We start from the raw sequence: 24,903 nt of genomic DNA on the forward strand, positions 1-24,903 counted from the left end.
GCCGGCGCGGGTCCGACAACCGCCGCGTCCAGCCGCACGATGGCAGCCAGGCGGGGACAGCGCCGGTCTGCCGGTTTTGCGTTGGGTCTCAGAATAGAAGATCCTTCTTGTGACCGGGATTGCGGACGGCGAAACCGTCGGTGCCGATCTCGGCAAGGTATTTCCTGAAGGTCGCGATGAAGGATTGCAGGAAATAGGGTTTCTCGGCCCCATAGGTATCGGCGACAACGAGCTTGGCAAAAGGCAGGTCGTCGACGATGGGCTTCCTGACGATGGCGCCCTGCTCGGCATAAATCGGGGTCAAGGGCCGCAAGTTCAGGATCGACAGGCCGAACCCCTCTGATATTGCCGCCAGCGCGGCACCATAGGTCCGGGCGCGAAAGCTGATCTGCGGCGCCTCGGCAATCAGGCGGAAGATGGCCAGCAATTGCGGTGCGATCTCGGGCTGGTCCAGCAACACGAAGGGACGCCGGGCGATGTCCGCGATCCGGATTGCCTCTTGCCTGGCGAGCGGATCGTCGGGGTGCATGGCGACATGCGGCGGCACCAGGCAGATCGGCGTCCGGTCGAAGGGGGCGATGATGTCGCCCTCGTAGAGCACGGCGAACTCGATCTCGCCGGCGGAAAGCCAGTCGCGCAATTCGCTCTGGTCGCCCTCTCTCACCACGATCTCGACATCCGCTTCGTTCGCCGCGAAGCGGCGCAGCACGCTGGGCAGAAGCAGCGTCCCCAGCGGCTCGAAACAGCCGATCCGCAGCGGATCAGGAATGCGCGCCGAGATGTCGCTGGTAGCGCGCGCGAATTCGGTCTCCGCTGCCAGCAGCCGAGCGGCGGCAGCGACGAACCGGCTGCCGGCCGGGGTGATGCGGATGCCCTTGGCTGGGAAGCGGTTGAAGATGCGGGTGCCCGCCTCGTGCTCGGCCGCGTCGATGGCCGCCAGGATGGATGAGGTCGAGATCCCCAACGCCCGCGAGGCCGCAAGGACATTCTGCAACCGCGCCACTTCGCAGACATAGCGCAACTGCCTGAGCGTCAGCCGGGATCGCATGCATCCTCCTTGTTTCATGAAATGAAAGAATAGAACGAAATTAATGTATTTTCCAGATTATCCGGCGACGCCTATTCCGTTGCTCAGACCCCGCGCCGTTCCCGACGAGATCCAGCACGCGGCGCAGACGATGCAGATCATGGGAGGAGAAGGAATGCTCACGTCGTCAGAACTCGACCAGGCCATCGCGGCCAGTTGGGACCGACAGCTCGACTGGCTGAAGACCTTGGTCGGCTTTCCCAGCCAGCGCGGCCTGGAAGGCCCCTGCCAGGACTGGATCGCCGACGCGTTCCGCACCCGTGGCTGGAGTGTCGACCGCTATGTGCTTTCCGATGTGGACATGGAGCACCTGCCGGGCCATTCGCCGGTGCGCGACACCGATTATGGCCAGGCGGTGCAGGTGGTCGCCGCGATCCGCGCGCCACAGCCGGTTGGCCGCAGCCTGATCCTGCAGGGCCATGTGGACGTGGTGCCGACCGGACCGGAGGCCATGTGGTCCGCGCCGCCCTATGGCGCGACGGTCGTCGAGGGCAAGCTGTTCGGGCGCGGGGCTTGCGACATGAAGGCCGGGGTTTGCGCCATGGTCTTCGCGCTCGACGCCCTGCGGCATGCCGGCTATCTGCCGGGCAGCGACGTCTATGTGCAAAGTGTGACCGAAGAGGAAGCCACCGGCAACGGCGCGCTTTCGACGCTGGCGCGCGGTTATCGTGCCGATGCCTGCCTGATCCCGGAACCCACCGGGCATTGCATCGGGCGTGGGCAGATCGGCGTGATGTGGTTCCGCCTTTCGGTGCGGGGCAAACCGGCGCATGTCGCCGAAAGCGAACAGGGCACCAACGCCATTCTCTCGACCTATCGACTGATAGAGGCGCTGCAGGCCTTCACCCGCGACCTGAACGAACGGGTCAAGACGCACCCCCGGTTCTCCGGGCTGACCGCGCCGATCAAGTTCAACGCAGGCAAGATCCGCGGCGGCGACTGGGCGAGCTCGACCCCGGCCTGGTGCGAGCTGGACTGCCGCATCGCGGTCCTGCCGGGCATGTCGCTGGAGGCATTCCGCCAGGAGCTGGCCGATGTGGTCATGCGGGCGGCAGGGGCCGATCCGTTCCTCGCGCCGAACCCGCCCGAGATCATCTGGCACGGTTTTCAGGCGGAGGATTACGTGTTGGAACCCGGCAGCGCCTTCGAGGCGACGATGCGCGAGGCCCACAGGACGGCGACCGGCGCCGAGGCGCGGGAATGGCTGTTCACCGGGGTCACCGACAGCCGCTTCTATGGTCGTTATTACGACATCCCCAGCCTCTGCTACGGCCCCGCCGGCGGGCAGATGCACGGTTTCGACGAATATGTCGAGCTGGAGAGCGTCAGGCACACCACCCGGGTGATCGCCGACTTCATCCAGCGCTGGTGTGGTCTGCGCAGGGTCTGAGGAGGAGACGACGATGCAAGACAGGAAATCCCAATCCCGGCGGGCCGCCTTGGGCTCTTTCGTCGGCACCACCATCGAGTGGTATGACTTCTACATCTACGGCTTCGCCGCCGCGCTGGTGTTCGGGCCGTTGTTCTTTACCGGATCGTCGCCCTATATCGGCACGCTCGCGGCCTTCGGCACCTTTGCGGTCGGCTTCTTTGCCCGTCCGCTGGGCGGGCTGATCTTTGGCCATCTGGGTGACCGGATGGGGCGCAAGAACATCCTTGTGGTGACGCTGGTCATGATGGGCATCGCCACCGCCCTGATCGGCATGCTGCCGACCCATGTGACGATCGGCGTCTGGGCGCCGATCCTGCTGGTGGTGCTTCGCATCTTCCAGGGCATTGCGGTCGGCGGCGAGTGGGGCGGCGCGGTGCTGCTGGCGGCGGAACATGCGCCCAAGGGACGGCAGACCTTTTTCGCCTCATTCGCGCAGTTGGGCAGTCCGGCCGGTCTGGTGCTGGCGCTGCTGGCCTTTCGCATCGCCGGGCTGGTCGATCAGGAGGTGTTCCTGAGCTGGGGCTGGCGCGTGCCGTTCCTGGTCAGCATCGTGTTGCTGGGCGTCGGCCTGGTCATCCGCCTCAACATCGAGGAGACCCCGGAATTCGAGAAGGTCCGGCAGACCGGGAAACCGGCCAAATTGCCGGCGGTCGAGGTGTTCCGCGACTGGCGCGGTGCCATCTTCCTGGCGATGGGCGCGAATACTTTCGGCATCGCGGCGGTCTATTTCTACAATACGTTCCTGGTCGCCTATGCCACGCAATATGCCGGCCTCCCGCGCGCCACGATCCTGAACGCGCTGTTCTGGACTGCGGTGGCGCAGCTTCTGTGCCAGCCGATCGGCGCCCGCATCGCCGAGAGGATGGGCAATGAGCGCCTGTTCTTGCAAGTCTGCCTGGGCATCTCGGTCCTGACGCCCTATCCGGTGTTCATGGTGGTCGAAACCGGCAATTACGCGCTGATCCAGGTCGGGCTGATCGTCAACATCATCTTCGGCGCCTTCGCTTATGCGGTGATCGCCGGCTATATCTCGCAGATCTTCCCGGCTCGCGTTCGCTACAGCGCGATTTCCATCGGCTACCAGTTCTGCGGTGCCATCGCCGGAGGGCTGACGCCGGTGCTGGGAACCATCCTGGCCGAGAAGTTCAGCGGAGAATGGTGGCCGCTCGCCGTCTTTGCCAGCACCCTGGCGGTCATTTCGCTGGTCAGCGTATCGCTGCTGGGCCGCTATCGCCAAGCCAATGCAGAGGCCGCGCCGGCCTAGAAGGGCGGCTGGGGCCGGCGCCGTCGACAGCCGCTCATGGCGATTGCCTTCTTTTCCGCGAGCGGGTGCGCCGGAAGCGCCGCCTGCTCGCCTTTCTCTGCGCCTCCGCCCGAAAAGCGCCGATCCGACAAAAAATAGCTTTACAGCTTAGCATTCTCAATTAATCATCTTCTGAAATATCACAGGATGATCTGATGATTCGCAAGGATGCAGAACTGCAGGAGCAGGGGTTGACCGTCAGCCGCGACGAATTGCTGGACCATGGCTCGGACGACGGTTTCCGCGACATGCTGCATGACATGCTGTCGGTCTTTGCCGGGCTGGAGCATATGCGCGACCGCTTCGGCACCTTTCTGGGCCTGTCGGGGCCGCAATACACGATCCTGGCGGCGATCCGGCAGTTCCAGGGCGAGAAGGGCGTCGGCGTGAAGGAACTGGCCGACCATCTTGGCCTGTCCGGCGCCTTCATCACCATCGAGACCAAGCGGCTGGCGAAGCTCGGGGTGATCCACAAGAAGACCAATCCCGCGGACCAGCGCCGGGTGAACCTGACCCTGACCCCGCGCGGTGTCGCGCTGCTGCTGCAGCTTGCCCCGTTGCAGCGCGAGGTGAACGACACGCTCTTCGAACCGCTCTCGGCCCAGGATTTCCGCCTGCTCTGCAAGATCATGCGCCGGATGCGGGCAAGCGCCGGGCGCGCGGCCACGCTGGCCGATTACCTGCTGGACGATGGAAAGGACGAGAAATGACCGTCACCGACCCGCTCGCCTTGCGCCGGACCCTCGGCCAGTTCCCGACCGGCGTCTGCATCATGACCGCCCGTCTCGGCGACGAGTTGCTGGGCATGACGATGAGCTCGTTCAATTCGCTGTCGCTTGATCCGCCGCTGGTGCTGTTTTCCATCGACCGCAAGGCCCGCGGCCTGCCGGCATGGGAGGCGGTAGAAAGCTATGCCGTCCATGTGCTGGCCGAGAACCAGCAGGCGCTGTCCAACCGCTTTGCCCGGCCGGGCGCGAAATGGCAGGGGGTGGATTACCGGCCCGGCCATGGCGGGGCGCCTCTGCTGCCCGGCGCCGCGGCTGTCTTCGAATGCGATGCCCATGCCCGCTGCGACGGCGGCGACCATGTGCTGTTCCTTGGCCGGGTCCGCCGCTTTGCATCCCATCCCGAGCGGCCGCCGCTGGTCTTTGCGCAGGGCCGCTATGCCTCGCTGCACCAGGGCGAGGCGGCGCCGTCGCTCTGGCCGCTCGACATCCATTACTGACAATCACCAACAGGAGAGCCTGATGTTCAAGACCGGACAGCAACATGTCGAATCCTTGCGCGATGGGCGCAGGGTTTTCATCAACGGCGCCGAGGCCGGGGATGTGACCGAACACCCCTCGTTCCGGCGAACCGTTCAATCGGTGGCGCGGATGTATGATTTCCAGTCGCGCCCGGAAAACCTGGACCTGATGACCTTCGAGACCGATACCGGGTTTCGTGCCAACCGGATCTGGCAGTTGCCGCGCAGCTATGCCGATCTGGTCGAGCGCCGCCGGGCGCTGGAGGCCTGGACAGAACTGCATGGCGGTTTCCTGGGCCGGGCGCCCGATCACGTCGCCTCGTGCATCGCCGGCATGTATATGGGGCTGCCGCTATTCGAGGCGCATGACCCCGCCCGCGCCAAGGCGCTGTCGGATTACTATCACTATGCGCGCGACAACGAACTTTACCTGACCTATGTGATCATCAACCCGCAGGCGGACCGCTCGAAAGCCGCGCATGAGCAGGCCGATCCGTTCCTGACCGCCGGCGTCGTGGATCAGGACGCCGAGGGCATCACCGTGCGCGGCGCCAAGATGCTGGCCACCGGCGGCATCGTCGCCAACGAGGTCTTCGTGACCTGCATCCAGCCCCTGCGCGAGGGCGAGGAACGCTATGCGATCTCTTTTGCCATCCCGATGAACGCCAAGGGGCTGAAGATCCTGTCGCGGAAATCCTACGAGGAGCATGCCGGAAACGTCTTCGACTATCCGCTGGCCTCGCGTTTCGACGAGAACGACGCGGTGCTCTATTTCGACGACGTGAAGGTTCCGTGGGACCGGGTCTTCGTCAACCAGGATCTCAAGCTCACCTCGGGCCAGTTCCACGCCACCCCGGCGCATGTCTATCAGAACTATCAGGCGCAGATCCGGCTGATGGTGAAGATGCGCTTCCTGATGGGCATCGCGCGCAAGATCGCCGAGACCAACGGCATCATCGCCTTCCCGCAGGTGCGCGAGACGCTGGGCCAGCTTGCCGCGCAATGCACCATGGTCGAGGCTTTCGTCCATGCGCTGGAGGCCAAGGGCAAGATGGTCAACGGCTATTATGTGCCCGACGGCTCGATGCTGTATTCGGCGCAGGTGCTGACGCAGCAGAACTACAATGCCTTCATCGGCGCGCTGCGCGATCTGGCCGGCGGCGGGCTGATCATGCTGCCCTCGTCGCTGGAGGATTTCGGCAATCCCGAACTGCGCGCCCTGATCGGCAAGACCCAACAATCGCCCACCACCGATTCCGAGGGGCGGGTGAAGTTCTTCAAGCTGGCCTGGGATGCGATCGGCTCGGAATTCGCCTCGCGTCACACCCAATACGAGATGTTCTATGCCGGCGCGACCTTCGTGACCAAGAACCACTCGTTCCGCACCTTCGACTGGGACGGTGCCACCGGCCTCGTGGACCGGATGCTCGACAGTTACTCCCTGGAGGCCGAGCTGGCCCAGGTTTCGCAATAGCCCAATTCCGCAGCAAAGGAGGCATTCATGGCCATCGACAAGGAACACAAGGAATTCCACGCCATCGACATGGAAACCGAGGGCTGGCACACGCCGCCGGGCTATCCGGCCGGCATCCAGCAGAAGATCCTGGCCGGCAGGCTGGACGAAGAGGCCAAGGTGGGCAATCGCACCCGGCTGCTGCGCTTTCAGCCCGGCGTCTTTACCACCGCGCCTTTCGTCCATGACTACTGGGAAGAGGTCTATCTCGTCTCGGGCGACCTGACCGTGGGCAATGACGAGAACGGGGATGGCGGCGAATCCTTCCAGCCCAACACCTATGCCTGTCGTCCGCCGGGGGCCTATCACGGCCCGTTCAAGTCCGAGAACGGCTGCGTGCTGATGGAGATCCACTATTACGATCAGGACAAGTGATGGAGCCCGTCTCCGTTCTGGCCCGCCGCATGGCGGCGGGCGAATTGTCCGGCACGGCGCTGGCATCGGCTTGCCTGGACCGCATCCTTGACGGCGATGGCGAGGGACGCCGCACCTTTACCATGATCGACCCCGACCGCAGCCTTGCCATGGCCGGCCTGGCCGACCGGATGCGGGCCGAGGGGCGGGCTTCGTCGCCGCTGGCCGGGGTGCCCGTCTCGATCAAGGCGCTGTTCGACATCCAGGGCAAGGTGACGACGGCCGGGGCCAGGGTGATGGAGCAGGCGCCGCCCGCCCGTGCCGATGCCGAGGCGGTGCGACGGCTGCGCATGGCCGGGATGGTGGTGATGGGCCATACCAACATGACCGAATTCGCCTATTCCGGGCTGGGGCTCAATCCGCATTACGGCACGCCCGGCAATCCGGCCGATCGCAGCCGCATTCCGGGCGGGTCGTCCTCGGGGGCGGCGGTTTCGGTCGCGGACGGCATGGCGGCGGTCGGGCTGGGCACCGATACCGGCGGCTCGTGCCGTATCCCGGCGGCGCTCTGCGGCCTTGTCGGCTTCAAGCCCACGGCGCGGCGGGTGCCGCGCAGCGGCGTGTTCCCGCTGTCGCACAGCTTCGATTCCGTAGGGCCCATCGCCCGGACGGTCGAATGCTGCGCCCTCGTGGATGCCGCGCTGGCGGGCGAGCCGATCGCCGCACCGGATGCCGCGCCGCTGTCGGGGCTGCGCTTCGCGGTGCTGGAGAATTACGTCACCGAGGACATGGATGACGCCGTCGCCCGCGCCTTCGAGGCCTCCCTGCGCCGGATCGAGGCTGCAGGGGCACGGCTGACCCGCATCCGCCTGCCCGACCTGGACCGGCTGCCGGAGTTGAATGCCCGCGGCGGCATCGTCGCGGCCGAGGCGCTGGAGCGGCACCGCGAGCGCCTGGCGCGGTGCGAGGCCGGCTATGACCCGCGCGTTGCCATCCGCATCCGCAAGGGCGAGACCCTGCGGCCGGGCGAATATGCGAGCCTGCTGGAAGCCCGCCTTGCCATGATCGGCCGGGCGAACGGGATCACCGCGGATTTCGCGGCGGTGCTGATGCCGACCGTTCCGATCATCGCGCCCGAGACAGCGGCGCTGGAGGCCGACGACGCGCTTTTCGGCGCGACCAACCTGCTGGCGCTGCGCAATCCGACGGTGGCGAATTTCCTGGACCGCTGCGCGATCTCGCTGCCGCTTCCCGTCGACGGCCTGCCGGTGGGGTTGACGCTGATGGGCGAAACCCTGGCCGACCGCGACCTGCTTGCGTTCGCGCGCGGCGTCGAACGGGTGCTGGCCGCCTGAACCGGCGTTCCCGGCGCAGCCAGCCGGGGATCAGCCGCGCAGGTTCTGCTGGGTCAGGTTCTTGTGGAAGGCCGAGATATGCTCGCGCATCGCCTTCTCGGCCGCCTCGGGGTCATGCGCCCGGATGCCCTCGACGATGGCGGCATGCTGCTCGCAGACGCGCAGGTTGTGGTCGGGCGCGCGCAGCGACAGGAACCAGAACCGCAGCGAGCGGTCGTGCAGGTTGCCAAGGAACTCGGCAAGGATGGTGTTGCCGGCGATGCCGCTCAGCAGCCGGTGGAAGTCCCGGTCGCATTCGATCATCTGCTCCAGGTCGTGGTCCTGCGCGGCCCGCCATGTCGCGGCGACATTGGCGTCGAGCTGGGCGATTTCCTGCGGCGTGGCCTTTTGCGCCGCCCAGTTCGCCGCCTGAGCCTCGTTCAGAAGCCGCATCTCGATGATCTCGACCAAGCTGTCCATGCTGATCGGCGCGACCACCACGCCCTTGCGCGGCATCACCTCGACCAGGCCGTCGACCGTCAGCCGGTCGATGGCCTGAAAGACCGGGGTGCGGCCGATCTGAAGCTGCTCGGCCAGGTCGGCCACGGTCACCGCCTCGCCGGGGCGCAATTCGCAACTCACGATCCGCTTCTTGATTGCCTCATAGGCTTGGTCGCGCAGGGACAGTTTCCTGACCCCGCGTTTCGGTCCTTGCCGCGAATCCTCGATGACGGGATCGGAGTTGCGATCCATTGGGGCCTCGATGCTGTTAGCCGCTGATCGGCAGTTCCTTGATTTCATAGACCAGATGCAGTTTGCGGGAAAGCACCGGGTCCTCCAGCTCGCATTCGAAGACCTTGCCTGGCCGGATTCCCCCGATGGCGGGCGTGGTTCCGCCCAGGATCGCGGTGCCGTCGGGAAGGTCCGCGCCCTGGGTGTAGCGTGCGATGACATCCGCCGGGTCCAGCAGCCCGGCCACCGTGCCCTCTTGATAGAGGCTGCGCTTGCCGTCCGCGGTCAGCCAGCTGCGGATGATCAGCGAATCCCAATGCGGCGCCACCTCGTCGAAGGGCCAGACCTCGGCGCCGACCGGCTTGTCGCACATCTGCTTGGACACGGTGATGCCGTAGGTCTCGACCTCGCGGTCGGTATGGTCCGAGCCGATGCCGACATAAAGCTTGCCGCCCTGCGCGATGATCACCGTCTCGACCTCGCCCGAAGAGGCGCTGCCGTTGCATTCGATCCGCCCCCCGGTCGTCAGCCGATTCGCCGCGACGCGGTAGAAGGTCGGGGTCGTCTCGGGACGTTTCACCCCCAGCGCCTCCAGTTCGCGGATGTGATGCTCCATCGCCTCCTTGTCGCGCCCGGCCCAGCCCGCGATGACCAGGTCGTTGATTTCAAAGCATAGCGGTGTGCTGCCCGACAGGCTTGCGACATTCATGTCGATTTTCAAGGGATGCTCCTTTGCTTGGCAGTTTTCCCAAGATGCGGGCGCCGGCCGGCTGAAAGGGTTTGCGAACGTGCCTGGCCGACATTCCGTCTTGACGGGTCCAGCATTAATGTGCTTGTGATATTTTACAAGATGAAAATATATCGCAACGGACTCGCCAACAGGGAACCTCACCATGCCGAAACCCAAGTTTCGACTTGCCATGACTGCTGCCGCCGCAGCCGCGCTGATGACCGGCGCGGGCTGGGCGCAGGACAAGCCCGCCCGCCTCGACCTGGGGGTATTCACCTTCCTGTCGGGCCCCTCGGCCGCCTATGGCCTGCCGGGCAAGCAGGGCGCCGAATTGATGATCGAAAGGATCAATGCCCAGGGCGGCATCGGCGGCGTGCCCGTCTCGGCCACCTATGTCGATGAGGCGCAGGGCGCCGAAGGCGTGATCGCCGAATATCGCCGCCTTGCCGAAGGCGGCAGGGCACAGGCGATGATCGCGGCGCTGTCCTCGGGCAATTGCCTGGCGCTGTCGCCGCTGGCCGACCAGCTGAAGATGCCGACCATCGGCTGGAACTGCGACACCCACCAGCTTTTCCTCAAGGACCAGCCGGATTATTTCTATCGCCCGAACGGCAACACCATCGCCGAGTTCATGGCCTATACGCTGTATTTCCTGCAGCAGCATCCCGAGGTGAAGCGGGTCGCCATCATCAACCCGGACTATGCCTTCGGCCATGATGCGGCCGAGATCGTCAAGGCCACGCTGAAGGCGGTCAGGCCCGAGGTCGAGATCGTGGCCGAACTCTATCCCAAGCTCGGCGCCTCGACCTACCAGACCGAGATCTCGCGCCTGTCGGCGGCGCGGCCGGATGTCGTGTTCTCGAACCTCTGGGGCGGCGATCTGGAGAATTTCGTGCGCCAGGCCGGCCCGCGCGGCCTGTTCCGGCAAAGCGCGGTGGTGCTGGCGCTGGGCGAGACGGTGATGCAGCGGGTCGACCTGCCCGAAGGCACCATCGTCGGCGTGCTGGGCGACGGCTGGTGGATGTCGCCCGATGCAAGGACCATCGGCGAGGCCGCGCCCTTTGCCGCCGCCTATCGCGAGAAATACGGCAGCGATCCGGTCTTTCCCACCATCAAGATGGCCAACAGCCTGATCGTGCTGAAAGCCGCCTATGAAAAGGCCATCTCGGACAATGACGGCGCCTGGCCCGATCGCGAGCAAGTCGTCGCCGCGCTGGAAGGGCTGTCGGTCCAGACCCTGACCGGCACGACCACCTTCCGCGACGACAATGACGGCGTGGTCGACCAGGTGATCGGCACCGTCGGCAGGGCCGAGGGCGTCGACCGGCCGGTGATGACAGGGATGGTGCGCTATGACGGCGAGGCGCTGCTGGCGCCGGTGGGGCAGGATCCCATCGCCTGGATCGGCACGCTGACGCCCGATTTCCTGGCCGACCTGCCCCGGCCGGGTAGCTATAACTAGCGCCTCGTGCCGGGCCGGCCATGGCCGCCCGGCACGCCTTCCATTCCGATACATCAGCAGGAAGGGTCATGTTCCAGACCATCGTTCCACTTTTCGTGGATGCCCTTGCCAATGCCGCGCTCATCTTTTTCGTGGCGTTCGGGCTGACACTCGTCTTCAGCGTCCTGCGCATCCTGAATGTCGCGCATGGCAGCTTCTATTCCATCGGCGCCTATGTTTCGGCCAGCATCGGCCTGTGGATCGTCAGCGCCGGCCTCAACCCCTGGCTGACCTTTCCGGCGTTGCTGGTTTCGGCGGCGCTGGTGGCGGCGCTTTTCGGCCCGCTGATCGAGCGGACGCTGGTCCAGTGGACCTATGGCCGCGGCGAGGCGGTGCAGATCCTGATGACCTTCGGCCTGTTCCTGATCCTCGAGGATTTGCAGCGGCTGGTCTTCGGCGTCTCGTCCTATTACGAGGACACGCCGGTGGCGCTGCTGGGCAGCATCGAGATCGGCGGCATCATCTACCTGAACTATCAGCTTTTGCTGATCGCGCTGGCCGTCGTGGCGCTGGTCGCGATGCGGGTGTTCATCGGCCATACCCGCATGGGCCGGCTGCTGGCGGTGGTGGTCGCCGACCGCGAGATATCCGAGGCGCTGGGCATCGACACGCGGCGGATGTTCACCATCGCCTTCACGCTGGGGATCTTTCTCGCGGCGCTTGGCGGTGCCTTGGCGACGCCGACCGCCGGGGTCGCGCCGGGCCTTGGCGCCGACACCATGGTCCTGGCCTTTGCGGTCGCCGCCATCGGCGGGCTGGGCCAGGTCGAGGGCGCGGCACTGGCCGCGGTCATCGTCGCGGCGGCCCGCGTGCTGGCGATCTATTTGTTCCCGGCACTGGATGCGGTGGCGCCCTATCTCGTGATGCTGATCGTGCTGCTGGTCCGGCCCTATGGCCTGTTCGGCAAGCCTGCCATCCGGAGGATCTGAGCGATGCGCAAACCCATTCCCCTGCTTGTCGCGGCGCTGGCGCTGCTGCTTCTGGTCCCCGTGGCCTTTCCCCACCTGAAATTCGTCATCACGCTGGCGGTGGCCAAGGGCTTCGCCGCCCTCGGCGTCGCGCTTTTGCTGCGGGGCGGGCTGATCTCGCTGGGCCATGCGATGTATTTCGCCATCGGCGCCTATGCGACGGCCTTTCTGGGCAGCAAGGCGGGGGTAAGCGACCTCGTGCTGCTGCTGGTCGCCTCGACGGCGGTCGCGGCGCTGGCGGGGCTGGTCTTCGGCGCCTTCCTGGTGCGCTACCGGGCGATCTTCTTCGCCATGCTGAACCTTGCCGTGTCGATGGTGATCTTTGCCCTGACCTCCAAGCTCTACGGCATCACCGGCGGCACGGACGGGTTGCGCGTCGCGGTTCCGACCGTGCTGGGCTGGGCGCCGGGCAAGGCGGCCTTCGACGGTTTCCTGTTTTATCTCTGCATCCTGCTGATGGTGGTGCTGGGCTGGCTGGTGCATCGCTATCTGCAAAGCCCGCTGGGCCATGCCCTGTCGGCGATCCATACCAACGAGGTCCGGCTGGAATATCTGGGGGTCTCGGCCTGGCAGACCCTGCTGACCTCCTACACCATCTCGGCGGCGCTGGCGGGCCTGGGCGGCGCGCTGGCCGCCATGAGCATCGGCCACGTGCTGCCGGAGTTCGCCTTCTGGACCGAATCCGGCCATCTGGTGCTGACCGCCGTGCTGGGCGGCATCGGCGGGGTCGCCGGGGCCTTCATCGGTTCGGTCTTCCTGGAGATCCTGCATACCGTCGCCGTGGGGGTGGCCGCCGAGGCCTGGAACCTCATCATCGGCCTGGCGCTGATCGGCGTCATCTTCTTCCTTCCCCGCGGCATCTACGGCCTGATCGAGGCTCGTCGCGGCTCGACCAAGGAGACCGGACTGTGACCAGCAATTCCGCATCCGCGCAGCCGCTTCTGCGGGCCGAGGATCTTGCGATCTCCTTCGGTGCGATCAAGGCTGCCGATGGCGTGGACTTCGCCCTGCAAAGGAACGAGTTCGTCGCCATCATCGGGCCGAACGGCGCCGGCAAGACCACCTTCCTGAACCTTGTGACCGGCTATCTGAAACCGCATCGCGGCAATGTCTGGCTGGACGGGCGGCCCATCACGCGGATGGCGCCGCGGCGCATCTCGCGCCAGGGCATCGCCCGCGCCTTCCAGATCCCGCAGCTTTTCACCGATCACAGCCTGATCGACAACCTGATGCTGGCCATCGCTGCGCGCGAAGGCATCTGGCAGGGGCTGACGCCCCTGAACCGCAGGGCCTATCGCGACGAGGCGATGGAGGTGCTGGAGCTGCTGGGCCTTGCCGCCGATGCCGAAACGATGACCGGCACATTGCCCGAGGGCCTGCGCAAGCTTGCCGACATCACGCTGGCCTTTGCTCTGAACCCCAAGCTGCTGGTGCTGGACGAGCCGACTTCGGGCGTGTCCTCGATCGAGCGTTTCCGCATCATGGAGACGCTGATGAACGCCATGCGCCGTCGTGGTCTCTCGGCGCTTTTCGTCGAGCACGACATGGAAGTGGTGCAGAAATACGCCGACCGGGTGGTGGTCTGGAACGCCGGCCATGTCATGGCCGAGGGAACACCCGCCGAGGTGATGAGCAATCCCGAGGTTCTGGAAAGCGTCGTGGGGGTGGTGTGATGCTGACGGTCAGGAATCTGAAGGTCGAGATCGCGGGGGTCGAGGTGCTGCGCGATGTCGGCTTCTCGCTGGCGGCGGGAAAGGCCACGGTGATGGTCGGGCGCAACGGGGCGGGCAAGACCACGACCCTGCGCGCGATCATGGGGCTTTTGCCGTGGAAGGCCGGCTCGGTTCGCATCGACGGAACGGAACTGGGGCCGCTGCCGGGACACGCCCGCGCCGGGCTTGGGATCGGCTATGCCCCCGAGGACCGGCGCCTGATCGCCGATTTCACGGTCGAGGAGAACATCCTTGTCCCCGCCCTGGTGCGGCGGATGTCCGCGGCGGAGCGCACGCGCAGGCTGGACGAGGTCTACAGCCTGTTGCCGCAACTGGCGGTTATGCGGGCGCGGCCGGGCGGCGGCGTGTCGGGTGGGCAGGGCAAGATCGTGGCGCTGGGCCGGGCGTTGATGCTGGCCGACAAGGTGCTGCTGCTGGACGAGCCGTTCCAGGGCCTGGCCCCCGCGCTGGCGCTGGAATATGCCCGCACCCTTGCCCATCTGCACAGCAACAAGCGCGATATCGCCATTCTGGTCACGGAATCCAGCCCCAAGCTGCTGAACTCCATCGCCGATGCGACCTTGCATATCGAGCGCGGCGAAATAGAAAGCCTTGCGTCGCTTGGCGATATCGGAGGATTGCAGCATGCTTGAAGCCATGCGCATCATCCTGGAACACTGGCAACAGGGCAATGCATTTGCGACCTTGCCGGACGAGACAAGGTCGAAAGTCGGCCCGGAAACCCTTGCGGGACCTGAACAGGCAGCTGGGTGCAGCGGGCATTCTGCCGAGCCCCTCCCAGCGCGGTCGTTGCTAGCTGACGATCGTGCGGCTCTGGCGTTCGGTTCAACAGACATCGTTTCAGGACGCGGCCACAGATGCCGAAGCCCCCGTGGAGAGGCTGATGGGGCGGACCGCCGTCCTGCTGCCGGCCTGGACCCTGACCCGTGGTTGAGGCGATGAGAGGCGCGGCCTTCATCGTTGCCATGCCGGCGTGGTGACTGAGGTTTGGATCCCCAGCCGAGCATAACGTCGGCCATCTCCCTCGCGCCAAGCTGGAACGGGCCGGCTTCCATCGGCAGCTGGACCCAACCAACAGCCTGAACCCCGATATTGGCCAGACCTCGGGATCCATGCCTTGGTGCTGAATTCGTGGGTTCAGACCCAGTATTTTCTGCATATCGATCATTTGGGAGAGATCCGTGCGTTCCTGCCGAATGTCGTGGAGGTCTCGGCTTGCAAGACGGCCGGATAGCGGAGCGAGCAGGCGCTCTGCGCATCGCCCAAAGGCCATCGGCTGCGCGACCGGGAAACCCCGCGTTGGGAAGTCATTGCCAGCGAGGTGTTCCTTGTCCCGTCGAGAGGGACCGGCGCCGAACTCGACGTCTACTTCCAGGGGAAGCTCTCAGGCAGAGGGGGTGATCGTCGCATGTGGATACAGTCCGTCGGCCGGGAAAGCCTTCTCGACATGGTGTCCGACGGCTTCTGCGTGGCATTGCTGCTGTCTTCGGCGGCCCAGCAGAGACGCGAGGGCGTCGGGTCCGTCCCCCTGGCGGAACTCCAGGAGCCGGTCAGGTTCAGCGCGGTATGCTCTCAACCCCACGCGAACCCGGTCGCACGGCGGCTCCTTGAAATGGCACGCCGGAAGGCCGGAAATCGCGGACCAGAAAATGGCCTGATAGCCTTGCGATGAGCCGGTCCGCCTGTCTCGCCTCGCCTTTGCATACCCCCGATCCGTGATGACGAGGCGCTCCGGCATCGGTGCGACGACGGGCGTCCTTCCGGATTCACGCCCAAGGATCTGCCCGTAAGCGACAAGATCGAGAAACGGCGCCGCGGGCAGTTCGATGGCCAGTTTCATCGGCTTGTCATCGGCAACGGGTCCGAGCTTCAGCTTTACCATGATCAACCTCCCTGTGGTTCCAGGACCAAATCCCGCGTCACCGGAATCCCGACCGGAAAGCCCTGCCGGATGGTCAGGGTCGGCGCGATCTGCAACCGGCGCTCGACGATTTGCTGGCCGGCATCGGTGATGATCCCGTCGGCGCGCTCGCGGGTGGCGCGGACCAGGGGATCGTTGTCCTTGCTGCCAATCTCGGTGCCGATGGCGAGAACGGTCGAGAGACCGGCAGCCTTGGACATTTCCGCACAGCGGTAATCGACGCCGTCCTCGAGCCCGGTAAAGTCCTGCGCATCGGTGCCCGGCGAGCGTTCCAGCACCAGGGAGCGGCCATCGGGAAAGATCAGCCTACAAGACCTCTTGCGAGACCTCTTGCGAGGCGATGGCGCGGTCTGGGACCTGGCGCAGGACGGCGGGCTGCTGAACGAACAGGAATACAAGCCCCAGGGCATCCATGTGCTGTTCGTCTCGTCGCTGCGCCCCTATACGGTGATGACCACCGGCAAGCAGGTGGCCGGGCTCGGCGATGTCGCCGGGCTCAAGCTGCGCGCCAACGGGGCGGCGATGGAGAAGGCGGTGCGCGTACCCTCGCCCGAGGCCTATGGCGGCGCCGGCCTCGGCATCTCCGAGGCGGCGATCTTCCTGCGGGCCATGACAGAATCGGGCGGTGCGGTGCAGGCGGCCTCGGCCATTCATCTCGACATCCTCTGCCTCGCGCCCATCGTTCTGTTCGGCACCGAGAAGCAACGCCAGCGCATGTTGCTGCCGATGATCCAGGGCAGGGCCATGGCCTGTTTCGGCATCACCGAACCCGATGCCGGGCTGAACATCACCAAGCTGAAGACCCGCGCCATGCGGCAGGTGTTGCGGGAACAGTTCGCCGCCGGCGTCTGCCGCCGCACCGAATGGGCCGCCCTGCGGGTGCGGCCGAGGCCCGCATCACCCCGGTGCTCTCGATCGAGGAGACTGCCGCGCATCTGCATCTGCGCGCCCGCGCCCGCGCCACGCTGGCCGCGCGCGAGGGCGTGCTGCAGTCCGGGGTTGCGCCGCGCTTCAGCCGCACGCCAGGATGGTTCCGCGACCGGCCGGCGCCGCCGGGGCGCTGCGGGGCTGGGGCGTGACGAACGACGAACTGGCCGGGCTGCGGCAGGCCGGGCTACTACTGAACAGGATGGAATGAGGAGCGATATGGCGGATCTGGATGGAAAGGTGGCGCTGGTCACTGGCGGAACGGGCGGCATCGGCCGCGGTGTGGCGATGGCACTGGCTGGGCGCGGCGCCCATGTGGTGATCAACGGCCGCAGCCCCGAGAAGGCCGCGGCGGCCATTGCCGAGATCGAAGCGTTGGGGGCCAAGGCGGTGTTCGCGCCCGGCGATGTGCGGGACAAGGCCGACATGGAAGCGGCGGTGGAAACCGCCGTGCAGGCCTTCGGCGGACTCGACATCGTGGTGCCGAACGCCGGCGGCAGCGATGACGAGGCACGCTCGCCCGAGGTGCGGGGGCCGTTCCCAGGCATCGACCTCGAGCAGGTGGCGGGCTTCGTCGGCCGCGCCCTGCTGGGCAAGCTGCGGGTGGTGCAGGCCGCGATCCCCGCTCTGCGTCAGCGCGGCGGCGGATCGGTGGTCTTCGTCACCTCCGAGGGTGGCCGGGTGCCGACCCCAGGCCAGACCGGCATCTCGGCCTTCTCGGCCGGGCTGATCCAGGTCAGTAAACTGCTCTCCAGGGAACTCGCGCCCGAGAAGATCCGGGTAAACTGCGTCTGCGTCACGCTGGTGCGCAACTCGCCCTCCTGGGAGGCGGCGTTCGAGCGCGAAGGCGCTGTCTCGGAACATCACCGCAAGCAGTATCAGCGCGTCATCCAACGCAGCCCGCTGGGGGTGGCGGCGCCTACGGATATCGGCAATGTCGTGGCCTTCCTGGCCTCGAGCGATGCGGATTACCTGACGGGCGCCGTGCTCAGCCCCACCGGCGGGCTGACCCTGCACTGAGACGGTCGCGACAGCAACGAGGAGGGAGGAGCGGATATCGGGGCGGTTTGCCCGGCGCAGGATCGCGGACCGATGGGGTCAATCGCGTGATCGCCTGGGTGAATGCCGCCACTCCTCATGCGATCGCCTTCGTTGCGAGGGTGTCTTCCGGTTGCCGCATGCGATCAACGCCGGGCAGCGCTTCGTCGGTCGCGATTGCGCCTTTCCGGCGATCTGGGGCACCTCCTCCGGCCTATGGCGTGCCTCGCCGTATTTCTTCGTCCCGACTTGGGCCGGATAGCGGTGGGCGCAGGCGCTCTTTGCCAGCACGCTCCTGATCCGGGCATTGCCGGTGCGCGTGATCCTGCCGTCTCCGGTGGAGCGTTTCGAAGGCGCCGATCCAGGATAGGCCATAAATTGGCGTCGGTTCGCAGACGACACCTATCGCCGATCTCGACCACGAAGGCAGCGGCGCAGATCAGCCTGACGTTCCTCCGGCATCCCTGGCCGCGCCACGGCGGGGAGCCAGCGCCCAATCGTGCAAGGCGTCCCCGTGGCGGCCCTTCCGCGGTGCCACGACGTGCCGGCCTTGAAATATCCAAGCCGAGAAAGACGATGTCATGCCCGTCCCTGGTTGGTTCCTCATGGCATGAGGATCGGCTCTTGGCGCAACCTGCGCTGATACGCTGCCGGTGGAGGCCAAATCCCTCATCATTCGAGCGTCCCCAAAGGAGCATAGTTACATAAAACTCAAAGATCCATGCGAAGCATAATTCAGGATCTTTGCGACGGCACCGAGTGCCGGTCCATGTTTTCACGGCGTTATGGGCGGCGAGAGCGAGTGGCGCGTGTCGTCGGTGGGACTGGCAACAGAGATTGGCAGGTCCATGTCCGGCAGAATCTGGGCTCCGAACGTCAGGCTTCCTGTCTTCATGTGGCAGGTGAAGGACGACTGGCTCATCAACAACCCGAGCGACGGGCAGGGCGCGTTCGACGCCTTGGGCAGCACCGACAAGGAGCTGCACTGGATCGAGGGCACCACCAAGCACTGCGAGGAGGGCTACCATTGGTTCGGCCGCCACCCCGAGAAGGCGCTGGCATACCTCGCCAGGTATATGGGCTAAGCTCGCGCTGAAGCGCCGCGGCGGTGCGTCAAGGTCAGAGCCGCCGCTGCGACCCGTTCCGCGCCGAGCTTGCCGCCAAATCATTGATCAGGGAAATTGATCATCGGGGGGGAGCGCCTTGCTGACGGTCGATCCACGGGGTGCAATCCATGTCCTATGACGTTGCCGCGGTGCGGCGGCTTTCCCCGGCGGTAGAGCGGATGACCTGTCCGGATGCGGGCTTTCAGTCACCGCTGTCGGTGCCGGTGAAAGAGCGGCTCGAGGCGTTCATCGCCTGGTTTTTCGACACTGCCGGTCCCAAGTCCGAATGGCTTGCCGGCATGGAGGCGGTGCGCGGCCAAACGGCTGCATTCGTGAATGCCGCCCGCGAAGAGATCTCAACACTTCGGAGGCGATGACCATCGCCGCCAACGCCCTGCCGCTGGCCACCGGGGACGAGGTGCTGATGCTGGAGGGCGATCATCCCAACAATGCCTAAACCTGTCCCGCAAGGGCGCCGAGACCCGCTTCCTGCCGATGCCCCAGGTCGTGGACGAGGTCGTGGACGGCGCCTTTTTCGAGCGGCACCTGGGCGAGCGGACCCGCACCGTCCCGATGTCGCTGGTGGCCTTCCATGCCGGGCATCCGTTCGATGTCGAAAGTGTCGGTCGGCTGTGCCGGGAACGCGGGATTTTCTTCGTGGTGGACGTGATGCAGGGCATCGGTGTCGTGCTGGTGGACGTCAAGAAGATCGGCGTCCCCTTCGTCGGCTCGGGCACGCGCAAGGGGCTGTTGCTGCCGCAGGGGCTGGGCTTTCTTGACTGGAACTGCGAGGTGGTCGATGCTCGGCCCAGCTACATGGCCGCGATCACGCGGGAGAACCCGCCCGCCGACCTGATCGCGCGGCATGACAACATGGTCATCGCCAGCACCGCCCGCCGGTTCGAGATCGGCAATTTCAACCTGCCCGCCGTGCCGGGGCTGGGCGGGGCGCTGGAACTGCTGGAGGGCATCGGCGTCGCCGAGATCCAGGAGCAGGAAGGTTTCCGGCCATGAACAGCCCCGTTCCCGCGGACCCCGTCATCAGGCTGATCGAGGCCAACAAGCATTACGGCAATTTCCACGCGATGTGAGCCTGGAGCCCGCGAAGGGCGTAAAAGATCATCATCTGCGGCCCCTCGGGCTCGGGAAAATCGACTCTGATCCGCTGCATCAACCGCATCGAGCGGCACGACAGCGGCGAGATCTTGGTCGATGGCCACCGGCTGACCGGCGACACCAAGGACGTCGCCGCCATCCGCCGCGAGGTTGGCATGGTCTTCCAGCCCTTCAACCTGTTCCCGCATTGACCATCTTGGAAAACTGCACCATCGCCCCGCGCAAGTCGCGCGGCCTCGGCAAGGCCGAGGCGGAGGAGCGCGCCATGCATTGCCTGACCAAGGTGCGCATCCCGGCCAGCTTTCCGGCGGCCAGCAGCAGTACGTCGCCATCGCGCGGGCGCTGTGCATGCAGCCGCGGGTGATGCTCTTCGACGAGCCGACCTCGGCGCTGGACCCCGAGATGGTCAAGGAGGTGCTCGACACCATGGTGGAACTGGCCGCGGAGGGCATAACCATGCTGTGCGTCACCCATGAGACGGGTTTCGCGCGGCAGGTCGCCGACCGAGTCGTCTTCATGGATCGCGGCGAAAAGATCGAGGAAACGGTGCCCGGCGTTTTCTTCGCCAACCCGCAAAGCCCGCGCGCGGAAGTCCTTGCAGCAGGTCATTCACTGATCCGTACGACCTCTGCCCCATTCAAGCGGCTCCCCCGGGCATGTCAGATAGGCCATGATCATCCGCCGGCACTGGGCCGCGAGCCTTGCGGTCGGCAGGCCGGCGGGATGCTGTTCCAGCGCGCGGTGCGCGGCGGTTTCCAGCACGGCCTCCAGCATCGCCGCCGCCTCGGCCGGATCGAGATCGGCGGCCAACTCGTCCGCATGGCGCCGCAACCGCGCCTCGATCAGCGCGGCGATGCGGGCGCTGAGCGCCTTGCGATGCTCGGCCCGGCCGACGCGCGGCGCGATCTCGATCAGCACCTTGTGCAGCCGGGGATCATGCGGATGGTCCTGGAAGGCGGTCGCGACCAGGGCATCGACCGCCCGGGCCAGCGTCTCGCCCGGCGCGGCAATCGCCTGGGCGAAACGCGCAGCAAAGACCTCGCCGTAATGATCGACCACCGCCGCCGCCAGCGCCTGCTTGTTCGGGTAATACTGGTAGAGCGAGCCGATGCTGGCGCCGGCCCGCTCCGCCACCATCGCGGTGGTCATGCGCTCGAACCCGGCATGCGCCAGAACCTGAGCGGTCGCCTCGATGATCGCCCGAACCGTGGCGCGCGCCCGGCTCTGGCGCGGGATTTTGCGTGGATTCACATCCATCTGCACCATCCTCCGGTCATGAACGGGGAATGCGAATATAAAAGCCGAGGGATTCGTCACATATTCCAGGCATCGATGCAAGCAAGGCCGCAGGACATCGCGGCCGGAAAGGAAGAAACGCCATGACCGATACGAATTCCGGGCTCGACCTGAGCCGCTTTCACCTGCACCTCGAGGACGGGCCGCGGATCCGCCCGGTGTCGCTGGCCTCCGGCGACCGGCCGGCGGAGGGCAGGACGCTCGCCGTCTTCCCTGCCGAACGCCCCGAGGACGTTCACCCGGACTCCTGGGAGATGCATCCCGGTGGCGATGAGTTGCTGATCCTCTGCTCCGGCAGGCTGGAGCTGGATCTTGAGGCTGCCAGCGGCATGCGCACGGTGGAACTGGCACCGAGGACCGGCCAGGTGGTGCCGGCGGGCAGCTGGCATCGGCTGCGGCTCAGGGAACCGTCGGTCCTGCTGGCGATCACCCATCGCAGCGGCACGCAGCGCCGCAAGGATCGCGAGGCGGAGATCGGGGCGCAGCCTGCGCACCTGTGGTCTGGGGGCCGCAGCATCATGGCGCAGGAACTGCAGGCCAGGCCGATCAGGACGGATCGGCCGGATGCCGAGGGGATGGCGCGCCTGCTCCACCTTTCGGGGCATTGCAGGTCGGTCTCGGCGCGCGCCCTGCTAGCAGGCTGCTGAAAAAGTCCTTGCGACAGGACAGCGCGGGCGAGGAACCGGGAAATCCGCCTCAAATTTGCCGAAAACACCCCATTTTCGGGCCGATATTAGCTGGATCCAGAACGATTTCCGCTGCGGCGACCTCTCGAAATCCTTTTTCAGCAGCCTGCCAGGCGCGCGCAAGGCGGTGCAACTGGGCTTCATCGCCCTGGAAATGCTATTGCAGACCTTCGCACTCACGGTCGCGCCATATCCGGTGGCGGGCTCGGACATCGCATCCGCGCGCGGGCGGCAGGAAATCCGATGCTCGAAACCGCTTCGGGACCGCGGCTGCGGGCGCGGGTCTTCCTGCGACAGGAGATGGGCGGATTGAAGCCTCGTGTCCGCTTTGTCGTCGGTTGCTGTCGATAGGTGCATCCGCAGCGCTGACCTGTCGGTCCGCACGCCGAACTGGGGCGGGATCATCGCGGTCGAGACGACGAGCCGCGCATCGGCGGGCGGCGGTCCTGGATCAGGACGGATTTCCCTAACCCGCCTCGGCCCCAGCCCGTGATGCGTGCGCCCGATGACGTCGAGGCGGTCGCGGGTCAGCCGCGGGGTAGGGGCTTTGCGGCCGTGACCCGGAAGGGTGTTCCGGCGCGCAGATCGTCCTTGCGGGACTTGGCGCCCTGCGCGGGCATGGCATCTGCCGAAAGATGGAAAGGCCCACCCGTTGCGGGGCGGGCCGGGGGTCAGGCCAGGTCGCGAACCTTGGGCTCGCGGTCCCAATAGCGGCGGGCAGCCGCCTGGGGCAGGGCGGCAAGATCGGTGACGCCCTCGTCCGGCTCGATCCCCGCGCGGTCCAGCAGCGGTTGCGCGCCCGGCGTATGGCCGATGGCCTTGAGATGGGCAAAGGCGTCCATGACGAAGCCGACCGCCGCGCCGTCCCGCGCCAGTTTTTGCGCCGCCTCCTCGGTCAGGACCAGCGCCACCGCGTCGAACAGCACCGAGGGCGAGCCGGCAAGCTGGCCGTCGGCCTTGGCCTCGCCGCCCGCCAGCGCGATGCCGCCGACCTTGGGGGCGATGGTGAAGGGCGTGCCGCCGGCCCTTCCGACCGCCGCCACCAGCGCGTCGAGCTCCGCCTTGTCCGAGCCTTCGGCGAACAGGATGCCGACCTTGCGCCCCTTGAGCGTCGGCTGCCAGTTCTTCTGGATCGACAGCGCGTCCGAAGGCGCGATATCGATCGGGTCGCGGAACGGCTTTGCCGCCTCGGGCAACTCGATCGCGAGGCCCGCCGCCACGCGCTTGGCCAGATCCTCGTCGATATTGCGCAGATGGCTGACGACGCGGCTGCGCACATGGCCGAGCCCCACCTTGGAGAGTTCAAAGACGAAGGCCGAGGCGATATGCGCCTGCTCGTTCGCGGTCTGCGAGCGCCAGAACAGGCGCGGCTGGCTGTAGTGATCGCCGAAGCTTTCGGCCCGGATGCGCAGCTTGGGGCCGGAAACCTCTTGCGGCGCGGTGGCGAAACCTTCGGCGCTGGCGCGGGGGCCGGGGTCTTCGCCTGCCTGGTCCAGGCTGTTCGGCTCGTAATTGGCGCGGCCCTTCGGCACCTGGGTCTGCATCATCCCGTCGCGCATCATGTTGGCAAAGGGGCATTTCGGCGCATTCACCGGGATCTGGTGGAAATTGGTCGTGCCCAGCCGCGATTTCTGCGTGTCGAGATAGGAAAACAGCCGCCCCTGCAGCAGCGGGTCGTCGGAAAACTCGATCCCCGGCACGATGTTGGAGGGCAGGAAGGCGACCTGCTCGGTCTCGGCGAAGAAATTGTCGGGATTGCGGTCCAGCACCAGGCGGCCGACCATCCGCAGCGGCACGATCTCCTCGGGGATGATCTTGGTCGCGTCCAGCACGTCCCAGGGCAGGCTGTCGGCCAGTTCCTGGTCGAAGATCTGCAGGCCCAGGTCCCATTCGGGATGGTCGCCCGCTGCAATCGCCTCGTAGAGGTCGCGGCGGTGATAGTCGTTGTCCGCGCCCTGCATCTTGGCGCTTTCGTCCCAGACCAGCGATTGCATGCCCAGCCGCGGGCGCCAGTGGAACTTGACGAAACGGGTCTCGCCCTGGTCGTTCACCAGCTTGAAGCTATGGACGCCGAAGCCCTGCATCATGCGATAGCTGCGCGGGATGGCGCGGTCGGACATGGCCCAGATCACCGTATGCAGGCTTTCGGGCATCAGCGAGACGAAATCCCAGAACGTGTCATGGGCCGAGGCGGCCTGGGGATAGCCCCGGTCGGCCTCCATCTTGACCGAATGCACGAGGTCGGGAAACTTGATCGCGTCCTGGATGAAGAAGACCGGGATGTTGTTGCCGACCAGATCCCAGTTCCCGTCGTCGGTATAGAACTTGACCGCGAAACCGCGCACGTCGCGGGGCGTATCGACCGAGCCCGCCCCGCCCGCGACGGTGGAAAAGCGCACGAAGACCGGGGTCTTCTTGCCCTTCTTGGCAAAGAGGCTGGCGCGCGTCAGCTCGGGGATCGGGTCGGTGCATTCGAAATGGCCATGCGCGGCCGAGCCGCGGGCATGGACGATGCGCTCGGGGATGCGCTCATGGTCGAAATGGAAGATCTTCTCGCGCAGAAGGAAATCTTCCAGCAGCGTCGGGCCGCGATGGCCCGCGCGCAGGCTGTTCTGGTTGTCGGAAAACGGGATGCCGTGGTTGGTGGTCAGGGTCTCGCCGCCGCGCTGCTGCGTTTCGCCGGCATTGCCTTGTTCAGTCCTGTCGGGATTCGGTGCCATCGTTCCTCGCCTGCCATGAAGGTGGGTGGGCACTGGCACGCCGACCAGCGCCGCCGGAGATGGTCCAACGTCAGGCAAGAGCAACGGTTCCCCGCAGGGTGCCGTCATGCGTCGAGGCGCGGCCGCTCGGCCCCGGCGACGCGGATCGGTTTCGGACAGG

General features: G+C 66.1%; 25 protein-coding genes and 4 pseudogenes. 21 read left to right on the forward strand and 8 right to left on the reverse strand.

The window, feature by feature from the left end:
• Positions 1–88 precede the first annotated feature (88 nt).
• Complete coding sequence (locus E3U25_RS02995) at positions 89–1,048, reverse strand: LysR family transcriptional regulator (RefSeq protein WP_116221244.1); 960 nt, start codon at positions 1,046–1,048, stop codon at positions 89–91.
• 154 nt (positions 1,049–1,202) lie between these two features.
• Here E3U25_RS02995 and E3U25_RS03000 point away from each other — a divergent pair, with 154 nt between their 5' ends.
• The 7 genes from E3U25_RS03000 to E3U25_RS03030 all read left to right on the forward strand — a co-directional run bounded on the left by E3U25_RS03000 (position 1,203) and on the right by E3U25_RS03030 (position 8,290).
• Positions 1,203–2,477 carry an ArgE/DapE family deacylase gene (locus tag E3U25_RS03000; RefSeq protein WP_208861530.1) on the forward strand — a complete coding sequence of 425 codons (1,275 nt, stop codon included), beginning with the start codon at positions 1,203–1,205 and terminating at the stop codon, positions 2,475–2,477.
• A 13-nt stretch (positions 2,478–2,490) separates the two neighbouring features.
• Positions 2,491–3,783 carry an MFS transporter gene (locus tag E3U25_RS03005; RefSeq protein WP_116221243.1) on the forward strand — a complete coding sequence of 431 codons (1,293 nt, stop codon included), beginning with the start codon at positions 2,491–2,493 and terminating at the stop codon, positions 3,781–3,783.
• Between the two features lie 194 nt (positions 3,784–3,977).
• Positions 3,978–4,532, forward strand: coding sequence for a MarR family winged helix-turn-helix transcriptional regulator (locus E3U25_RS03010; protein WP_116221242.1), 555 nt, complete (start codon positions 3,978–3,980; stop codon positions 4,530–4,532).
• On the forward strand, positions 4,529–5,047 hold the full coding sequence (locus tag E3U25_RS03015; RefSeq protein WP_036758286.1) for a flavin reductase family protein: 519 nt from the start codon (positions 4,529–4,531) through the stop codon (positions 5,045–5,047). The genes E3U25_RS03010 and E3U25_RS03015 overlap by 4 nt, the downstream gene beginning before the upstream one ends.
• 22 nt (positions 5,048–5,069) lie before the next feature.
• A complete protein-coding gene (locus tag E3U25_RS03020) occupies positions 5,070–6,542 on the forward strand; it encodes a 4-hydroxyphenylacetate 3-hydroxylase family protein (protein WP_036758288.1) in 1,473 nt (490 codons plus the stop codon).
• A gap of 27 nt (positions 6,543–6,569) precedes the next feature.
• Positions 6,570–6,956, forward strand: coding sequence for a cupin domain-containing protein (locus E3U25_RS03025; protein WP_036758291.1), 387 nt, complete (start codon positions 6,570–6,572; stop codon positions 6,954–6,956).
• The gene (locus E3U25_RS03030; RefSeq protein ID WP_116221241.1) at positions 6,956–8,290 is read left to right on the forward strand and encodes an amidase; all 1,335 of its coding nucleotides are present in this window, start codon (positions 6,956–6,958) and stop codon (positions 8,288–8,290) included. Before E3U25_RS03025 ends, E3U25_RS03030 begins: the two co-directional genes overlap by 1 nt.
• A 30-nt stretch (positions 8,291–8,320) precedes the next feature.
• Here E3U25_RS03030 and E3U25_RS03035 read toward each other — a convergent pair whose 3' ends face one another.
• Together E3U25_RS03035 and E3U25_RS03040 are read right to left on the reverse strand one after the other, a co-directional pair.
• Entirely contained in the window at positions 8,321–9,022 is a 702-nt protein-coding gene (locus E3U25_RS03035) for a GntR family transcriptional regulator (protein ID WP_166435422.1), read from the reverse strand.
• 16 nt (positions 9,023–9,038) lie between these two features.
• Complete coding sequence (locus tag E3U25_RS03040) at positions 9,039–9,710, reverse strand: DUF2848 domain-containing protein (RefSeq protein ID WP_116221716.1); 672 nt, start codon at positions 9,708–9,710, stop codon at positions 9,039–9,041.
• Positions 9,711–9,894: 184 nt separating this feature from the next.
• Here E3U25_RS03040 and E3U25_RS03045 point away from each other — a divergent pair, with 184 nt between their 5' ends.
• The 7 genes and pseudogenes from E3U25_RS03045 (at position 9,895) to E3U25_RS24990 (ending at position 15,605) form a co-directional block, all read left to right on the forward strand.
• A complete protein-coding gene (locus E3U25_RS03045) occupies positions 9,895–11,193 on the forward strand; it encodes an ABC transporter substrate-binding protein (RefSeq protein ID WP_208861529.1) in 1,299 nt (432 codons plus the stop codon).
• 68 nt (positions 11,194–11,261) lie between these two features.
• Entirely contained in the window at positions 11,262–12,161 is a 900-nt protein-coding gene (locus tag E3U25_RS03050; protein ID WP_036758298.1) for a branched-chain amino acid ABC transporter permease, read from the forward strand.
• 3 nt (positions 12,162–12,164) lie between these two features.
• The gene (locus tag E3U25_RS03055) at positions 12,165–13,112 is read left to right on the forward strand and encodes a branched-chain amino acid ABC transporter permease (protein WP_072463299.1); all 948 of its coding nucleotides are present in this window, start codon (positions 12,165–12,167) and stop codon (positions 13,110–13,112) included.
• Positions 13,109–13,873, forward strand: coding sequence for an ABC transporter ATP-binding protein (locus E3U25_RS03060; RefSeq protein WP_036758301.1), 765 nt, complete (start codon positions 13,109–13,111; stop codon positions 13,871–13,873). Before E3U25_RS03055 ends, E3U25_RS03060 begins: the two co-directional genes overlap by 4 nt.
• Entirely contained in the window at positions 13,873–14,565 is a 693-nt protein-coding gene (locus tag E3U25_RS03065; RefSeq protein WP_116221239.1) for an ATP-binding cassette domain-containing protein, read from the forward strand. Before E3U25_RS03060 ends, E3U25_RS03065 begins: the two co-directional genes overlap by 1 nt.
• A 363-nt stretch (positions 14,566–14,928) precedes the next feature.
• Positions 14,929–15,060: pseudogene (locus tag E3U25_RS03070) on the forward strand (hypothetical protein); the annotation flags it as partial.
• A 149-nt stretch (positions 15,061–15,209) separates the two neighbouring features.
• Positions 15,210–15,605 carry a LysR substrate-binding domain-containing protein gene (locus tag E3U25_RS24990; protein WP_084197276.1) on the forward strand — a complete coding sequence of 132 codons (396 nt, stop codon included), beginning with the start codon at positions 15,210–15,212 and terminating at the stop codon, positions 15,603–15,605.
• Between the two features lie 27 nt (positions 15,606–15,632).
• On the opposite strand, the pseudogene E3U25_RS24995 reads toward E3U25_RS24990, so the two are convergent.
• Positions 15,633–15,815: pseudogene (locus E3U25_RS24995) on the reverse strand (DUF2274 domain-containing protein); the annotation flags it as partial.
• Between the two features lie 2 nt (positions 15,816–15,817).
• A pseudogene (locus E3U25_RS03080) lies at positions 15,818–16,162 on the reverse strand (TraB/TrbI/VirB10 family type IV secretion system protein); the annotation flags it as partial.
• Between the two features lie 22 nt (positions 16,163–16,184).
• On the opposite strand from E3U25_RS03080, the gene E3U25_RS03085 reads away from it, so the two are divergent.
• Entirely contained in the window at positions 16,185–17,801 is a 1,617-nt protein-coding gene (locus E3U25_RS03085; protein WP_244294981.1) for an SDR family NAD(P)-dependent oxidoreductase, read from the forward strand.
• A gap of 78 nt (positions 17,802–17,879) precedes the next feature.
• Here the strand turns inward: E3U25_RS03085 and E3U25_RS25000 are convergent, their stop codons facing one another.
• Positions 17,880–18,194: a hypothetical protein gene (locus E3U25_RS25000; protein WP_116221236.1), complete on the reverse strand. Its 315-nt coding sequence runs from the start codon at positions 18,192–18,194 to the stop codon at positions 17,880–17,882.
• 473 nt (positions 18,195–18,667) lie between these two features.
• Between E3U25_RS25000 and E3U25_RS03090 the strand changes: the two genes are divergently transcribed.
• The 4 genes and pseudogenes from E3U25_RS03090 (at position 18,668) to E3U25_RS03105 (ending at position 20,657) form a co-directional block, all read left to right on the forward strand.
• Positions 18,668–18,904 carry an alpha/beta hydrolase gene (locus E3U25_RS03090; protein ID WP_140848061.1) on the forward strand — a complete coding sequence of 79 codons (237 nt, stop codon included), beginning with the start codon at positions 18,668–18,670 and terminating at the stop codon, positions 18,902–18,904.
• A 149-nt stretch (positions 18,905–19,053) separates the two neighbouring features.
• Entirely contained in the window at positions 19,054–19,302 is a 249-nt protein-coding gene (locus E3U25_RS03095) for a hypothetical protein (RefSeq protein WP_140848064.1), read from the forward strand.
• A 118-nt stretch (positions 19,303–19,420) separates the two neighbouring features.
• Positions 19,421–19,939: an aminotransferase class V-fold PLP-dependent enzyme gene (locus E3U25_RS03100; protein ID WP_166435421.1), complete on the forward strand. Its 519-nt coding sequence runs from the start codon at positions 19,421–19,423 to the stop codon at positions 19,937–19,939.
• Positions 19,936–20,657, forward strand: a pseudogene (locus E3U25_RS03105) (amino acid ABC transporter ATP-binding protein). Before E3U25_RS03100 ends, E3U25_RS03105 begins: the two are co-directional and overlap by 4 nt.
• Here E3U25_RS03105 and E3U25_RS03110 read toward each other — a convergent pair.
• On the reverse strand, positions 20,651–21,298 hold the full coding sequence (locus tag E3U25_RS03110) for a TetR/AcrR family transcriptional regulator (protein ID WP_166435420.1): 648 nt from the start codon (positions 21,296–21,298) through the stop codon (positions 20,651–20,653). The pseudogene E3U25_RS03105 and the gene E3U25_RS03110 sit on opposite strands and share 7 nt — an antisense overlap.
• A 122-nt stretch (positions 21,299–21,420) precedes the next feature.
• Between E3U25_RS03110 and E3U25_RS03115 the strand changes: the two genes are divergently transcribed.
• Complete coding sequence (locus tag E3U25_RS03115; RefSeq protein WP_244294979.1) at positions 21,421–21,984, forward strand: cupin domain-containing protein; 564 nt, start codon at positions 21,421–21,423, stop codon at positions 21,982–21,984.
• 55 nt (positions 21,985–22,039) lie between these two features.
• Entirely contained in the window at positions 22,040–22,336 is a 297-nt protein-coding gene (locus tag E3U25_RS03120; RefSeq protein ID WP_116221232.1) for a hypothetical protein, read from the forward strand.
• 358 nt (positions 22,337–22,694) lie between these two features.
• Here E3U25_RS03120 and E3U25_RS03125 read toward each other — a convergent pair whose 3' ends face one another.
• On the reverse strand, positions 22,695–24,743 hold the full coding sequence (locus E3U25_RS03125; protein WP_116221231.1) for a catalase: 2,049 nt from the start codon (positions 24,741–24,743) through the stop codon (positions 22,695–22,697).
• Positions 24,744–24,903: the final 160 nt, after the last annotated feature.

Origin of the sequence: Paracoccus versutus (genome assembly GCF_029909795.1) — a bacterium.
Classification (GTDB): domain Bacteria; phylum Pseudomonadota; class Alphaproteobacteria; order Rhodobacterales; family Rhodobacteraceae; genus Paracoccus; species Paracoccus versutus.